Raw genomic sequence first — 15,415 nt, forward strand, 5'->3', positions numbered from 1 at the left:
CGATCCGGAACAGAAGATTGGCCGTCCGCGTCAGCTGTTCATCGGCGACACGCAACGTGAAGCCAAGCCGATCGCGCAACGTTGATCAGGTTTGAGTCCGCTTAATTTGTAGTGGCTGCGTGCGCTGCGAGTCAGGACGGAGTCTGCTGATAAAGACGCCCCGACGGGTTTTCCGTCGGGGCGTTTTGTTTTCAGCTTCTTGTCCCGCGCACTGAGCATGCATTTGCGCGGCAGTGCAGCAGGCGGGGGACGGGTGCGCTCTTGCCGGGTAACGCCAATACAGGTATCGACACTACCACCCAACTCCCTGTTTTTTATCGGTTTTCTCCCTGGTTGAGCGGCCCAGGCGGGGCGCTGCGTGGCATAATCGACCGACACGGTCAGCCCGCAGTCAATACTACCCCGCATACCATGGCACAGACTCTCTACGACAAATTGTGGAACACACACGTGGTCCACACGGAAGAAGACGGTACGACGATTCTCTACATCGACCGTCACCTGCTGCACGAAGTCACCAGCCCTCAGGCGTTCGAAGGTCTGAAGCTGGCTGAGCGTCCGGTGTGGCGCATCAGCGCGAACCTGGCGGTCTCGGACCACAACGTCCCGACCACGGACCGCAGCCACGGCATCGCCGATCCGGTTTCCAAGCTGCAAGTCGACACGCTCGATTCGAACTGCGACGCCTACGGCATCACGCAGTTCAAGATGAACGATCTGCGTCAGGGCATCGTGCACATCATCGGGCCGGAGCAGGGCGCTACGCTGCCGGGCATGACGATCGTCTGCGGCGACTCGCACACGTCCACGCACGGCGCGTTCGGCGCGCTGGCGCATGGCATCGGCACGTCGGAAGTCGAACACGTGCTGGCCACGCAAACGCTCTTGCAGAAGAAGAGCAAGAACATGCTGGTCCGAGTCGAAGGGCAACTGCCGCGCGGTTGCACCGCGAAAGACATCGTGCTCGCCATCATCGGCAAGATCGGCACGGCAGGCGGCACCGGCTACGCGATCGAATTCGGCGGTTCGACGATTCGCGCGCTCTCCATGGAAGGCCGCATGACGGTTTGCAACATGGCGATCGAAGCAGGCGCGCGAGCCGGCATGGTCGCGGTCGACGACACTACGGTCGAATACCTGAAGGGCCGCCCGTTCTCGCCGGAAGGCGTGGAGTGGGATCACGCGGTCGAATACTGGAAGCAATTCAAGTCGGACGAAGGCGCGCAGTTCGATCGCGTGGTCGAACTGAACGCAGCGGAGATCGTGCCGCAAGTCACGTGGGGCACGTCGCCGGAAATGGTCACGGCCGTGGACGGCCGCGTGCCGGATCCCGACCGCGAGAAAGACCCGGTCAAGCGCGACGCCATGGAGCGCGCGCTGAAATACATGGCGCTCGAACCGAACGCGCCGATCGAGTCGATCAAGCCGGATAAAATCTTCATCGGGTCGTGCACCAACGCGCGCATTGAAGACATTCGCGCCGCGGCTTACGTCGTGAAGAAGCTGGGCCGCCGCGTGGCGCCGAACATCCGTCTGGCCATGGTAGTGCCGGGTTCGGGTCTCGTGAAGGCACAGGCGGAACGTGAAGGCCTCGACAAGGTCTTTACCGATGCCGGTTTCGAATGGCGTGAACCGGGTTGCTCGATGTGTCTCGCCATGAACGCCGACCGGCTGGATCCGGGCGAACGTTGCGCGTCCACGTCGAATCGTAATTTCGAAGGTCGTCAGGGCGCCGGTGGCCGTACCCACCTCGTGAGCCCCGCGATGGCTGCGGCTGCGGCCATCGAAGGGCATTTCGTCGATATTCGCAAGCTTGGATAAACACGCATGATGAAGAACATGAGTCGCACCACTCTATTGCGCCGCTTCGCGCTCGGTTCCCTGGCTGGGCTGTTGCTTGGTCTGGCCGGTTGCAACACGGTGCACGGATTCGGCGAGGACATGTCGCACCTCGGCAATTCGATCAGCAATCACGCTGATAAATAAGCGGTTTTTGATTTTTGCCGGCCATGCGCCGAGCGGCTTTCCGGCCGCCGCGCGCATCGCCCGGTCTTGAAACAGGCGCAAGCGTCATGGATAAATTCATCGTACACACCGGCGTCGTAGCGCCGCTCGATCGCGAGAACGTCGACACGGACGCGATCATTCCGAAGCAATTCCTGAAGTCGATCAAGCGCACGGGTTTCGGTCCGAACGCGTTCGACGAATGGCGCTACCTCGACCACGGCGAGCCGGGTCAGGACAATTCGAAGCGTCCGCTGAATCCGGATTTCGTGTTGAACCAGCCGCGCTATCAGGGCGCTTCGGTGCTGCTGGCGCGCAAGAATTTCGGTTGCGGCAGCTCGCGCGAGCACGCACCCTGGGCGTTGGAGCAATACGGCTTTCGCGCGCTGATCGCGCCGAGTTTCGCCGACATTTTCTATAACAACTGCTTCAAGAACGGCGTGTTGCCGATCGTGCTGACCGAACAGCAAGTGGATCACCTGTTCAACGAGACGTATGCGTTCAACGGTTTCAAGCTGACAGTCGATCTCGAGGCGCAAGTCGTGCGCACGTCGGACGGCGGCACCGAATATCCGTTCGAAGTCGCGGCGTTCCGCAAGTACTGCCTGCTGAACGGCTTCGACGACATCGGCCTCACGCTGCGTCACGCGGACAAGATTCGCCAGTTCGAAGCGGAGCGCATTACGAAGCAGCCTTGGCTGAATCACCGCATCGTCGGTTAAGCGCGTAGGGTCTCTGAGGCCCGCTCGTTGATTCAAGCTCGCAAGAAAACGCCGGGGCGCCCCGAGTTTTCTTGCCCCCCGCGGGGGGCCTGACGCGAAGCGACAGGTCTGGGGGCACTCTCACTCTCGAAGCAAACATCAAGGAATTCGCATGAAGATCGCAGTCTTGCCGGGCGACGGCATCGGTCCCGAAATCGTCAAGGAAGCCGTCAAGGTCCTGAATGTACTCGGCGAAAAGTTCGAACTCGAAGAAGCGCCGGTTGGCGGCGCGGGCTACGAAGCGAAGGGCCACCCGCTGCCAGACTCGACGCTGGCGCTGGCGAAAGAAGCCGACGCGATCCTGTTCGGCGCCGTCGGCGACTGGAAATACGACTCGCTCGAACGCGCGCTGCGCCCGGAGCAGGCCATTCTGGGTCTGCGCAAGCACCTGCAACTGTTCGCGAACTTCCGTCCGGCGATCTGCTATCCGCAACTCACCGGCGCGTCGTCGTTGAAGGAAGAGATCGTCTCGGGCCTCGACATCCTGATCGTGCGTGAACTGAACGGCGACATCTATTTCGGCGCGCCGCGCGGCGTGCGTTCGTCGCCGGACGGGCTGTTCGAAGGCGCGAAGGAAGGCTTCGACACGATGCGTTACTCGGAGCCCGAAGTGCGCCGCATTGCGCACGTCGCGTTTCAGGCGGCGCAAAAGCGTCAGAAGAAGCTGACGAGCGTGGACAAGGCCAATGTGCTCGAAACCTCGCAGTTCTGGCGCGACGTGATGATCGACGTGTCGAAGGAATATGCGGACGTCGAGTTGTCGCACATGTATGTCGATAACGCCGCGATGCAACTGGTTAAGGCGCCGAAGGCGTTCGACGTGGTCGTCACCGGCAACATGTTCGGTGACATTCTCTCCGACGAAGCGGCCATGCTGACGGGTTCGATCGGCATGCTACCGTCCGCCTCGCTCGACAATGACAACAAGGGCTTGTACGAGCCGTCGCATGGTTCGGCACCGGACATTGCCGGCAAGGGCGTCGCGAATCCGCTCGCCACGATTCTGTCGGCGGCCATGATGCTGCGCTATTCGCTGAACAAGGCGGAGCAGGCCGATCGTATCGAAAACGCCGTGAAAAAGGTGCTCGAACAAGGCTATCGCACCGGCGACATTCTCACGCCGGGTTGCAAGCAGGTCGGCACCGTCGCGATGGGCGACGCGGTCGTTGCAGCGCTGTAAAAGCAGGCAAGTAATGCAGGCAAGTCAAGTGGCAGTCAGGTCGACAAACGGCCTTTAAAACGCGAATTGGCCTCGAAAGAGGTCGATTCGCGCGCAATACGGACGGCAGCGGCGGACATTGACGTCGCCGGATTCCGGTTTTCGTGTATATTGTAGCGATGGCGCACACAGCTCAAATCTCCTCGATTTCGACACTCCACGGCAAAACGGCCCGTGTGGTTGAGCTCGCCATTACCGCCAAAGCTTCCATTAAAACGATTACCCCGAAAACGATCACGAAGCGCTGATCGTCCGTCGTGCCCGCTCATCTTCCCCGCGCGGTCACTGCGGGCAAAGATGCGGGGAAGTTTCCATTCGAAGGGTATGAAGTCATGAACGTAGGTCTCGTAGGTTGGCGCGGCATGGTCGGCAGCGTCCTGATGCAACGCATGCAGCAGGAAGGCGATTTCGATCTTATCGAACCGGTGTTTTTCAGCACCAGCAACGCGGGCGGCAACGCGCCGTCGTTCGCCAAAAACGAGACCAAGCTCAAAGATGCGACAAGCATCGACGACCTGAAGAAGTGCGAAGCGATCATCTCGTGCCAGGGCGGCGACTACACGAACGAAGTGTTCCCGAAGCTGCGCGCCGCGGGCTGGAACGGCTACTGGATCGACGCGGCGTCGTCGCTGCGCATGAAGGACGACGCGGTCATCATTCTCGATCCGGTCAACCTCGACGTGATCAAGAACGCGCTGGTCAAGGGCCAGAAGAACTTCATCGGCGGCAATTGCACCGTTAGCCTGATGCTGATGGCGCTCGGCGGCCTGTTCCGCGAAAACCTCGTCGACTGGATGACGGCTATGACGTATCAGGCCGCTTCGGGCGCGGGCGCGCAAAACATGCGCGAACTGCTGCAGCAAATGGGCACGCTGTACGGTGCGGCGAAGGAAGACCTGGCGGATCCGTCGTCGGCGATTCTCGACATCGACCGCCGCGTGCTGAGCGCGATGAACAGCGACCGTATGCCGACCGACAACTTCGGCGTGCCGCTCGCCGGGTCGCTGATTCCGTGGATCGACAAGGATCTCGGCAACGGCATGTCGAAGGAAGAGTGGAAGGGCGGCGCGGAAACCAACAAGATTCTCGGCAAGCCCGCCATGGGCACGCCGGGTTCAATTCCGGTCGACGGCCTGTGCGTGCGCATCGGAGCAATGCGCTGCCACTCGCAGGCACTGACCATCAAGCTGAACAAGGACGTGCCGCTCGACGAAGTGAACAGCATCCTCGCGTCGGGCAACGACTGGGTCAAGGTCGTGCCGAACGAGCGTGAAGCGTCGATGCGCGATCTGTCCCCGGCGGTGGTGACGGGTACGCTGACGGTGCCGGTCGGCCGCGTGCGCAAACTGGCGATGGGCGGCGAATATCTGTCGGCTTTCACGGTCGGCGATCAGTTGTTGTGGGGCGCGGCGGAACCGCTGCGTCGCATGCTTCGCATTGTGCTCGACAAGTAAAGTAAACTACGCGCTCACGACGCGTAGAAAACTCAAGAAGCGTCGCGCTTGCGCGGCGCTTTTTTCATTGTGTGCTCCGATTATCTTGTCTCTTTCCAACCGCAAAAAAGGGCTGCGCGCTGACGCGCCAGGAGTCCCGATGAACCTTCGACTCTCATCCCTTCGGGCTATGTTCATTAATCGAGGTGCGGGCCGATTGGCCGCTGCCACGGCTGCGGCTCTCGCGCTGGCGGGTGCCGGCATGGGCAGCGCGCTCGCCGCGCCGGGCGATGCCGCGAGCGCGCCGGACGCCGCCTCCGTTTCGTACGCGAACGGCGGTCAAGTGACGGTACGGCCCGGGCAGTCGCTGAACGACGTGGCGATTGCCGTCACGCAGTCGCACGACAAAGCGACGCTCGCGCGCGCCTCGCGCGCATTGTTCGATGCGAACCCGAATGCCTTCATGAGCCACGACCCGAGCCGGTTGCGGCTGGGCGCGGTGCTGACGGTGCCCGTGTTGGATGCGTCGGGCGCGCTGGCTGCGTCGGCGGCGGGTGTTGCGACGGCGGCTTCCGCGGCTGCGCCTGCTTCCACGTCGAATGCAGCGCCGGCGACCGACGCGGCGAGTGCTGCAGCGCAGGTCAACGCGGCGGCGGCAAGCGCAGCAAGCGCTGCGGCTCGCGCGGCGACGCCGGCCGCGCCTGCTGTTTCGGCGACGGCCAGTGCGGCCACTGAGGCAAGCTCGGTGGCGCCTGGCGGCACGGTTTCATCGGCGCCGGTCGCGGGATCGCAGGCGGCGGCACTGCCGGCCAGCGGCACCCATGAGTGGACCGGTTCGATTCAGCCCTCAGCTAGCGAGGCCGCTGAAGGCGCATCCGCGGCTGGTGCGGGAACGACTCCGGCGACGACCGCCGCGCAGCCGGCATCGCAACCGCGTGCGCAGGTATCGAGCTTGCAGCAATTGCTCGCGCTGAAGAATCGCGTGCTGATGGAGTTGCAGAAGCATGGCATCGGCGGGACACCGCCTGCTACGGGCACCGCGTCGAACAATGTGGCGCAGCCGGCAGCTGGCGTGTCCTCAGTGGCGGCTGTGCCGAGTCATGGCGCTACGCCGGTGGCATCGACGTCGAATGATGCCGGCATGTCGCAGACGGAGTTGAGCGTGGCGGCGGCGGTCGGCGCGGCGCTGGTGGCGCTGCTGGCGGCGTTGCGTATGGGCCGGCGTAAGCGCGAACGTGCGGCGGCGGAAGCTGCGTTGGCGGATGGCGATGCGGCGGTGTCCGCGCGCGCAACGGGTCCGCAGGACATCGTTTCGACGCGCGAGCAGGTTCCGGTGCGCGAAGCGTCGGACGCCGGCGATGATGCGGCCGTGGGAAATGCGGCGGCGCTGGCGGCTGCGGAACGTGAAGCTGCCGAAGGTGACGCGGCGGCGCGTGAAATGGCGGAGCGTGTGGCGGCGGAGCGCGACGCGGAGATTCGTCAGGTGGCTGCGCGGGAGGCGGCGGAGAAAGCGGCGGCGGAACGTGTGGCTGAAGAACGGGCTGCGGCAGAGCGTGCTGCGGCGGAACGCGCTGCGGCGGAGCAAGCAGAGGCAGAGCGCGCAGCGGCGGAACGCATGGCAGCGGAGCGAGCAGAGGCCGAGCGCGCAGCGGCGGAACGCACGGCAGCGGAGCAAGCAGCGGCAGAGCGCGCAGCGGCGGAACGCACGGCAGCGGAGCAAGCAGCGGCAGAGCGCGCAGCAACGGAACGCGCAATCGCAGAACGTGTAGCGGAACAACATCCCGCAGGCCACGCAATCTTCCCCTTACCCGACCACATCTCGCAAGAGCGCGACGCAACACCCGCGTCCGTCGAACCCGCGCAATTGGATTCGAACACCGCTCCATCCGCTCAGAGTGGCTTCACTCCCGAACCTCACCCGGCTCCGCACTACGACGACTTCGATAGCGCGACCACGGCCGCGAGCCTTGCCGCCGCTGCGGAACTCGGCGCCGAGGCGTTGCCGCTGGCGCCGCTCGAACCCGTCGACGAAGCCTTCCTGCACGAGGAACCTGCCCATCGTCTGCAATGGGACGACGTGCCGGCTGTGCCGCAGGAACCTTCCGTCGAGCCGCACACGACTTCGGCGTTCGGCCAGCCGTACAGCGACGCACCGGTGCCGGCCGCGCCGCTGGCGGGTGGGACGCAGCAAGCGCACGCCGAACCGTCGTATGAACCGCACCAATCGGCCCAATCGGCCCAAACGGCACCATCCAATGCCGCACCGAACCTCGAACCTGAAGAACCGCTAGCGCAACCCCAGTCCGCGCCCGCAGCCGTGCCGGCCGAATTCCCGCGCGACGCCGTCGATGCGTTCGGCAGCCTCGACATGCCGTTGCCCCCGCGCGTCGAGTCGTCCGCAGACGCCCTGCAAGTGCCCGCCTCACTGTCGACCCAGCCGGTGGCATCGCCGGAAATCACGGCGAAACATGCCGCGCCGTTGCCCCACCCGGACGACGACGCGCCGCATATCGCCGACGAAATCACCGCCGGCACCGCAGGCCACGCGGCCGTCGCGGGCCTGGGTGCGGGTTTAGGTACGGGCTTCGGCGCATCCGGCTTCGGCGCGTTGAAGCTCGATTTCGACCTCGAGTTGCCGCCGAGCCCGGCCCAGCCGTTGCCGGCGTTCACGCAGAACGATCTCGGCCGCATCGCTCGCAACAAGCTCGAACTGGCGGCCGAGTACATCGAACTCGGCGATCTGTCCGGCGCGCGTGCGCTCATCAACGAAGTGATCGAGACGAACGATCCGGGTACGCGCACCGAGGCCCGCGCGTTGCTCTCGACGCTCGCCCCGTTGTCGTGAAGCGTATTGCTCTAGGCGTCCAGTACGACGGTTCGGCATTCTGCGGTTGGCAGTCGCAACCGCACCGCAACACCGTTCAGGACGAGCTCGAACGGGCGCTGCGCGAGTTCGCGCAGACGCCGGTGCAAACCGTCGTCGCGGGCCGCACGGATACAGGGGTGCATGGTCTCGGCCAGGTCGTGCACTTCGACACAGAACTCGATCGCGCCGACGTTTCCTGGATTCGCGGCACCAATTCGTTCCTGCCGAAGACCATCTCGATCCAGTGGGCCAAGCCGATGCCCGACGAGTTCCACGCGCGTTTCTCGGCGTTCGAGCGGACCTATTACTACGTGCTGTACGTTCATCCGGTGCGCTCGCCGATGCTGGCGACGCGGGCCGGTTGGGTGCATACAGCGCTCGACGTCGGCGCGATGCGGGCGGCCGCGGCTCATCTGATCGGCGAGCACGATTTTTCGGCGTTCCGTTCGTCGCAATGTCAGGCGAAAACGCCGGTCAAGCATCTGTATCAGATCGACGTACGGGAGCAGGGCGACTTCGTCCATTTCCGTTTTCGGGCGAACGCCTTCCTGCATCATATGGTGCGTAACCTGATGGGCTGTCTCGTCTACATCGGCCGCGGCCGTCGCCCGGTCGAATGGATGGCCGAGGTGCTCGCGAGCCGTGATCGCGATTTCGCCGCGCCGACCTTCATGCCCGACGGCTTGTATCTGGCGCAGGTGGGCTATCCTGAGCAATTCGCCGTGCCCGCGCCGCAGACAGGCAGCGTGCCGTGGAGTACCGTATGGACCGAGCAAGCCCAAACATGAAAGCAACCGAAACCCTCGCGAACGAATCCCACGCCGACGCGCAGCAGCAGGCGGCGCCGCATCGCACGCGCATCAAGCTGTGCGGCCTGTCCAAGCCGGAAGACGTGTCCCATGCCATCGACCTCGGCGCCGACGCGATCGGCCTCGTGTTCTACCCGCCGAGCCCGCGCTCGGTCAGCGTCGCGCAGGCGGTCGAGCTGGTGCACGACGTGCCGCCGTTCCTGTCGGTGGTCGGCTTGTTCGTCAACGCCACGCCGGACTGGATCCGCGAGGTCGCGAGCAACGTCGGCCTCACGCTGTTGCAGTTTCACGGCGACGAGACACCGGAACAGTGCGAATCGCTTGCCGGCGTTGCGGGTTTGCCTTGGTTGCGCGCGTTGCGCGTTGCGGCGGATACTCAGCCCGCCGATTTGGTAAAATCGGCTCTTAGCTATTCAGCAGCCAGCGGCCTTCTGTTCGACACCCATGTCGAAGGATACGGCGGCGGCGGGAAGGTCTTCGATTGGTCACTTATTCCAGCAGAGCTCGCGCGTCGGGCCGTTTTGAGTGGTGGGTTGAACGCGCAAAACGTCAGTGATGCGATCCATCGCGTGCGCCCGTATGCGGTCGATGTCTCGAGCGGCATCGAAACGCCGGGCGCCAAGGGCGTGAAAGATCACGCCCGGATGGCGGCGTTCGTACGCGCGGTACGCGCAGCGGACGCCGAATGATTCCGGCGCGGCGGTTGTCTCGCACGAGAGCCGCGCGCCACACTGAGAAGAGTGATCACCATGTATAACTTGCCTGACGAAAGAGGCCATTTCGGCCAATTTGGCGGCGTGTTCGTCGCTGAAACGTTGGTTCACGCGCTCGACGAGCTGCGTGCGGCGTACGAAAAATATAAGCAAGACCCGGAATTCGTCGCCGAATATGAGCGCGAACTGAAGTATTTTGTCGGCCGTCCGTCGCCGATTTATCACGCACAGCGCTGGAGCGAGATGCTCGGCGGCGCGCAGATTTTTCTCAAGCGTGAAGATCTGAATCACACCGGTGCTCACAAGGTCAACAACGTGATCGGGCAGGCGCTGCTTGCCAAGCGCATGGGCAAACCGCGCGTGATCGCGGAAACCGGCGCCGGCCAGCACGGCGTGGCCACGGCCACGATCGCCGCGCGGTTCGGCATGGAGTGCGTGGTCTACATGGGCGCGGAAGACGTGCGCCGCCAGGCCGCCAACGTGTATCGCATGAAACTGCTCGGCGCGACCGTCATACCCGTCGAGTCGGGCTCGCGGACCTTGAAGGACGCGTTGAACGAAGCCATGCGCGACTGGGTCACCAACGTCGAAAACACGTTCTACATCATCGGCACGGTCGCGGGGCCGCATCCGTACCCGATGATGGTGCGCGACTTTCAGCGTGTGATCGGCGACGAGTGCAAGGTGCAAATGCCTGAACTGGTCGGCCGCCAGCCGGATGCGGTGATTGCGTGCGTTGGTGGCGGTTCGAATGCGATGGGCATCTTTTACCCATACATTGACGACACTTCGGTGAAATTGATCGGCGTCGAGGCTGCCGGCGACGGCATTGAATCCGGCCGCCACGCAGCCTCGCTGATCGGCGGAAGTCCCGGCGTGCTGCACGGCAACCGCACGTATCTGCTTCAGGATGAAAACGGCCAGATCATCGAGACCCATTCGGTGTCGGCAGGCCTGGATTATCCGGGTGTCGGTCCTGAGCACGCGTGGCTAAAAGAGAGCAAACGCGCGGAATATGTCGGCATCACCGACGAAGAAGCGCTCAAGGCGTTCCACGATTGCTGCCGCATCGAAGGCATTATTCCGGCACTGGAATCCAGTCATGCGCTGGCCTATGCCGCGAAACTCGCGCCGACGTTGCCGAAGGACAAGTACCTTCTGGTCAATCTGTCGGGCCGCGGCGACAAGGACATGCATACGGTCGCTGAGCGATCGGGCATTCAGTTCTGAGCGCCGCGACGATGCGTGACGAGTTCGACGAGCCGCAGCCGGCGACTGTAACCACGGAAACCACGCCGGCCGCCAATGCAACGGCGGCCGAGGCGCCTGCATCGCTGTTGCCGCAGGTGCCTGCCGGCATACGGCTGTTGAACCGCGATTTTCTGACCGATGTAGCGAACATTCCCGACGGATCGATCGACCTGATCGTATGCGATCCGCCTTACGGGCTCGGCAAGGACTATGGCAACGACTCCGACATGCGCACAGGCGAAGACTTTCTCGCCTGGACGCGTGGCTGGCTCGAACTGGCCATTCCCAAGCTGAAACCGTCAGGTTCGCTCTACATTTTCTGCACCTGGCAGTACGCGCCGGAAATCTTCAGCTTCCTGAAGACAAAACTCACGATGATCAACGAAATCATCTGGGACCGGCGTGTGCCGAGCATGGGGGGAACCGTGCGCCGGTTCACTTCGGTGCACGACAACATCGGCTTTTTCGCGGTGTCGAAGGATTACTTCTTCGATCTCGATCCCGTCCGCATCCCGTACGATGCCGCTACGAAGAAGGCGCGTTCGCGTAAATTGTTCGAGGGCAGTAAGTGGCTCGAGGTTGGCTATAATCCCAAGGATGTCTGGTCGGTGTCGCGACTGCATCGGCAACATGCCGAGCGCGTCGCGCACCCCACCCAGAAGCCTCTGGAAATTGTCGAGCGGATGGTGCTGGCAAGTTGTCCGAAGGGCGGCCGCGTGCTCGACCCTTTCATGGGCAGCGGCACCACCGCGGTCGCTTGCGCCCGTCAGCAGCGCGAATTCGTCGGCTATGAGATCAATGAAAGTTACTGCGCGATCGCGCGCGAACGCGTCAGCGCGGCTGCCGCGCCGCCCGTAGCGCGTCGGGTCAAAGCCAAAACTCAACGGCAGACCGAAGTGCAATGAGCGACGTGCAATGAGCACGCTGCGCAGTAACCCAAATCCGAGAATATTCCATGTCCCGTATCAAGAACACGTTTGCTGCGCTGTCCGCCCAGGGTAAGAAAGGCCTGATTCCGTTCATGACGGCCGGTGACCCGGACCCCGCGCGCACCGTCGAATTCATGCATGCGCTCGCCGCCGGCGGCGCGGATGTGATCGAACTCGGCGTGCCGTTTTCCGACCCGATGGCCGACGGCCCGGTGATCCAGCAATCGTCGGAACGCGCGCTGGCGCATGGCGTGTCGCTGCGCCACGTGATCGCCGACGTCAAGCGCTTCCGCGAAACCAACGACACCACGCCCGTCGTGCTGATGGGCTACGCCAATCCGATCGAACGCATGGGTACCGAAGCCTTTGCAAAGGCGGCGAAGGAAGCGGGTGTGGATGGCGTGCTGGTTGTCGACTATCCGCCGGAAGAGTGCGTTAATTTCGCCGAACAGATGCGATCTGCCGGCATCGATCCGATTTTTCTGCTCGCGCCCACGTCGACCGACGAGCGCATTGCGGAAGTCGGCAAAATTGCCAGCGGCTACGTCTATTATGTGTCGTTGAAAGGCGTGACCGGAGCGGCAAATCTGGACGTTTCCAGCATCGCGAGTAAAATCCCGGCCATCAAGTCGCGCGTCCCCCTGCCGGTGGGCGTCGGTTTCGGTATCCGCGACGCGCAAACCGCGCGTGCAGTGGCCGAAGTATCCGATGCCGTCGTGATCGGCAGCCGTATCGTGCAATTGCTCGAACAGGCGGCGCCCGAAGCCGCTGCCGAGACGCTTACGCGTTTCGTCGCCGAAGTGCGCGAGGCCCTGGATAGCGTCGCGACTGCCCGATAACAGTTATTTTTGTCTTCTGTAGTGTGAGCGGCGGGCTTGTCCCGCCGTTTGCGCGATCGTAGACCCGAGAAGGATTCAATATGAGCTGGCTCGACAAACTGCTGCCGCCGAAAATCAAACAAACCGACCCGAAGAACCGCAAGGGGATTCCGGAAGGCCTGTGGATCAAGTGCCCGTCGTGCGAAGCCGTGCTGTATCGCAACGACGTTGAGGCCAATCTGCATGTTTGCCCGAAGTGCGACCATCACATGCGCATTGGCGCGCGTGAGCGGCTCGACGGCCTGCTCGATCCGGAAGGGCGCTACGAAATAGGCCAGGAAATCGTCCCGGTCGACGCGCTCAAGTTCAAAGACAGCCGCAAGTACCCGGATCGCCTGAAAGAGGCGATGGACGACACCGACGAAACCGACGCGATGGTCGTCATGGGCGGCGCGATCCACACGCTGCCGGTGGTGGTGGCCTGCTTCGAGTTCTCGTTCATGGGCGGCTCGATGGGTTCGGTGGTCGGCGAGCGCTTCGCGCGCGGCGCGCAGAACGCGCTTGAACAGAAAGTGCCGTTCATCTGCTTCACCGCTTCGGGCGGCGCGCGGATGCAGGAAAGTCTGCTGTCGCTGATGCAGATGGCCAAGACCACGGCCATGCTCACCAAGCTCGCCGAAGCCAAGCTGCCGTTCATCTCCGTGTTGACCGATCCGACCATGGGCGGTGTATCGGCCAGTTTCGCGTTTCTCGGCGATGTGGTGATCGCAGAGCCGAAGGCGCTGATCGGTTTTGCCGGCCCGCGCGTGATCGAACAAACCGTGCGCGAGAAGCTGCCGGAAGGCTTCCAGCGCGCCGAATTCCTGCTGACGAAGGGCGCGATCGACATGATCGTCGACCGTCGCAAGCTGCGTGAAGAACTCGCGCAATTGATGGCGCTGTTGAGTCATCAACCGGCTGACGCCGTCGCGTAAGCAGGCACTACGGTGAACCGTCGTCGCGCTTTATCAAGCGCGGCGGCCATCAGAAAAGCAGTAAAAATAGCGCGCCGCGTGAGTGATCAAGCGGCGCGCTGTCATTTCCGGGATAATCACGGTCTCGCAACGCAGCGACGGTTGCTGACGGCGGCCAGCGCGGGCGGGTGCGGTTTTCGCGCATAAAGTGCCCGCCGGATCAGGCTCTGGCCGCAGCCGCAGCCGCAGCCGCAGCCGCAGCCGCAGCCGCAGCCGCAGCCGCAGCCGACCGCTTCGCGCCGCGCCCATTCGCAACACTGCCTAATCGATTCACTCGCGATTCACCCGATGACCACATTCCCCACCCTCGACGCGTGGCTCACGCACCTTGAATCCGCGCATCCGGTCGGCATCGACATGGGTCTGGCCCGCATCAGCCAGGTGCGCGACGCGATGCAGTTGTCGTTCGCGTGTCCGGTCATCACGGTCGGCGGCACGAACGGCAAGGGTTCCACGTGCGCGATCCTCGAATCCATTCTGCTGCGCGCCGGGTTCACGGTCGGCTGTCACACGTCGCCACATCTCCTGTCGTTCAACGAGCGCGCGCGGGTGAACGGCGAAATGGCGAGCGACGCGGATCTGCTGCCGCACTTCGAAGCCGTCGAAGCCGCGCGTCTGAGCCTCGCCGAACCGGTCACGCTGACCTACTTCGAATTCACGACGCTGGCCATCATGAGCCTGTTCGCTTCGCGCGGACTGGACGCGGTGATTTTCGAAGTCGGCCTCGGTGGCCGCCTGGACGCGGTCAATATCCTCGATACGGATTGCGCGATCATCACCAGCATCGATATCGATCACACGGAGTATCTCGGCGACACGCGCGAGAAAATCGCCTTCGAAAAGGCCGGCATTTTCCGTCCGGGCAAGCCGGCGATCTGCGCGGACCCGGTGCCGCCGCAATCGCTGATCGATTACGCGGAAAAAATCGGCGCTGAATTGTGGCTGTTCGGCCGCGATTTCCGCTACGAGGGCCAAGCCGGCAGCGAGCGCCAGCAATGGAGCTACGTCGGCCCGACCCTGCGGCGTTCGGCGCTGGCCTATCCGGCACTGCGCGGCGCGAACCAGTTGATCAACACGTCGGCGGCGCTCGCCGGTCTTGAGGCGCTGCGTGACCGCTTGCCGGTGTCGGCGCAGGACATCCGCCTCGGCCTCGCCAACGTGGAACTGCCGGGCCGCTTCCAGGTGCTGCCGGGCAAGCCGGCAGTCGTGCTGGATGTCGGCCACAATCCGCACGCGGCCGCGGTGCTGTCGCAAAACCTCGGCAACATGGGGTTCTTCCCGTACACCTACGCGGTGTTCGGCGCGATGCGCGACAAGGACATTGCCGGCGTGCTGACGCACCTGAAAGGCGAAATCGACCACTGGTGCGTGACCGATTTGCCGACGCCGCGGGCGGCGTCGGCGGAAGAACTCGAAGCGGCCTTGCGCGAGCAGGGCGTGGGCGAGGGCGCCGACAGCAGCGTGACGCGCTACGCCACACCGGCAGAGGCTTTCCAAGACGCGCTAAAACGAGCGTCAGAGAATGATAGAATCGTGGTTTTCGGCAGTTTCTATACGGTAGCAGGCGTGATGGCCTACCGTAAATCGCAGCAACACTGA

Annotated in this window: 13 protein-coding genes; all 13 read left to right on the top strand. The window is 63.4% G+C overall.

The genetic code is table 11. The annotated features are described in order from the left end of the window. The first annotated feature begins 411 nt into the window (after window positions 1–411). The 13 genes from leuC to folC all read left to right on the top strand — a co-directional run bounded on the left by leuC (window position 412) and on the right by folC (window position 15,415). Window positions 412–1,821, top strand: a complete 1,410-nt coding sequence (gene leuC / locus P0D96_RS39425) for a 3-isopropylmalate dehydratase large subunit (RefSeq protein WP_132383618.1) — start codon at window positions 412–414, stop codon at window positions 1,819–1,821. Window positions 1,822–1,827: 6 nt separating this feature from the next. Further along, complete coding sequence (locus P0D96_RS39430; protein ID WP_408181688.1) at window positions 1,828–1,986, top strand: entericidin A/B family lipoprotein; 159 nt, start codon at window positions 1,828–1,830, stop codon at window positions 1,984–1,986. An 86-nt stretch (window positions 1,987–2,072) separates the two neighbouring features. Next, window positions 2,073–2,726, top strand: coding sequence for a 3-isopropylmalate dehydratase small subunit (gene leuD / locus P0D96_RS39435; protein ID WP_132383622.1), 654 nt, complete (start codon window positions 2,073–2,075; stop codon window positions 2,724–2,726). Window positions 2,727–2,877: 151 nt separating this feature from the next. Continuing rightward, window positions 2,878–3,945, top strand: coding sequence for a 3-isopropylmalate dehydrogenase (leuB, locus tag P0D96_RS39440; RefSeq protein ID WP_408319202.1), 1,068 nt, complete (start codon window positions 2,878–2,880; stop codon window positions 3,943–3,945). A gap of 371 nt (window positions 3,946–4,316) precedes the next feature. Beyond that, window positions 4,317–5,438 (top strand): aspartate-semialdehyde dehydrogenase, encoded by a 1,122-nt coding sequence (asd, locus tag P0D96_RS39445; RefSeq protein ID WP_012428637.1) that lies wholly within the window; start codon window positions 4,317–4,319, stop codon window positions 5,436–5,438. Window positions 5,439–5,577: 139 nt separating this feature from the next. Then, window positions 5,578–8,262, top strand: coding sequence for a FimV/HubP family polar landmark protein (locus tag P0D96_RS39450; protein WP_408319204.1), 2,685 nt, complete (start codon window positions 5,578–5,580; stop codon window positions 8,260–8,262). After that, on the top strand, window positions 8,259–9,071 hold the full coding sequence (gene truA / locus P0D96_RS39455) for a tRNA pseudouridine(38-40) synthase TruA (RefSeq protein WP_408319206.1): 813 nt from the start codon (window positions 8,259–8,261) through the stop codon (window positions 9,069–9,071). Before P0D96_RS39450 ends, truA begins: the two co-directional genes overlap by 4 nt. Further along, entirely contained in the window at window positions 9,068–9,781 is a 714-nt protein-coding gene (locus P0D96_RS39460) for a phosphoribosylanthranilate isomerase (protein ID WP_408319208.1), read from the top strand. Before truA ends, P0D96_RS39460 begins: the two co-directional genes overlap by 4 nt. Before the next feature lie 60 nt (window positions 9,782–9,841). Further along, window positions 9,842–11,035: a tryptophan synthase subunit beta gene (trpB, locus tag P0D96_RS39465; protein ID WP_408181682.1), complete on the top strand. Its 1,194-nt coding sequence runs from the start codon at window positions 9,842–9,844 to the stop codon at window positions 11,033–11,035. 11 nt (window positions 11,036–11,046) lie between these two features. Beyond that, a complete protein-coding gene (locus P0D96_RS39470) occupies window positions 11,047–11,961 on the top strand; it encodes a DNA-methyltransferase (protein WP_132383634.1) in 915 nt (304 codons plus the stop codon). A gap of 50 nt (window positions 11,962–12,011) precedes the next feature. Continuing rightward, window positions 12,012–12,824, top strand: a complete 813-nt coding sequence (gene trpA / locus P0D96_RS39475) for a tryptophan synthase subunit alpha (RefSeq protein ID WP_132383636.1) — start codon at window positions 12,012–12,014, stop codon at window positions 12,822–12,824. An 80-nt stretch (window positions 12,825–12,904) separates the two neighbouring features. Continuing rightward, the gene (gene accD, locus P0D96_RS39480) at window positions 12,905–13,777 is read left to right on the top strand and encodes an acetyl-CoA carboxylase, carboxyltransferase subunit beta (protein ID WP_012428630.1); all 873 of its coding nucleotides are present in this window, start codon (window positions 12,905–12,907) and stop codon (window positions 13,775–13,777) included. 327 nt (window positions 13,778–14,104) lie between these two features. Continuing rightward, complete coding sequence (folC, locus tag P0D96_RS39485) at window positions 14,105–15,415, top strand: bifunctional tetrahydrofolate synthase/dihydrofolate synthase (RefSeq protein WP_408319210.1); 1,311 nt, start codon at window positions 14,105–14,107, stop codon at window positions 15,413–15,415.

The sequence above is a fragment of the Paraburkholderia sp. RL17-347-BIC-D genome, assembly GCF_046027915.1.
Lineage (GTDB): Bacteria > Pseudomonadota > Gammaproteobacteria > Burkholderiales > Burkholderiaceae > Paraburkholderia.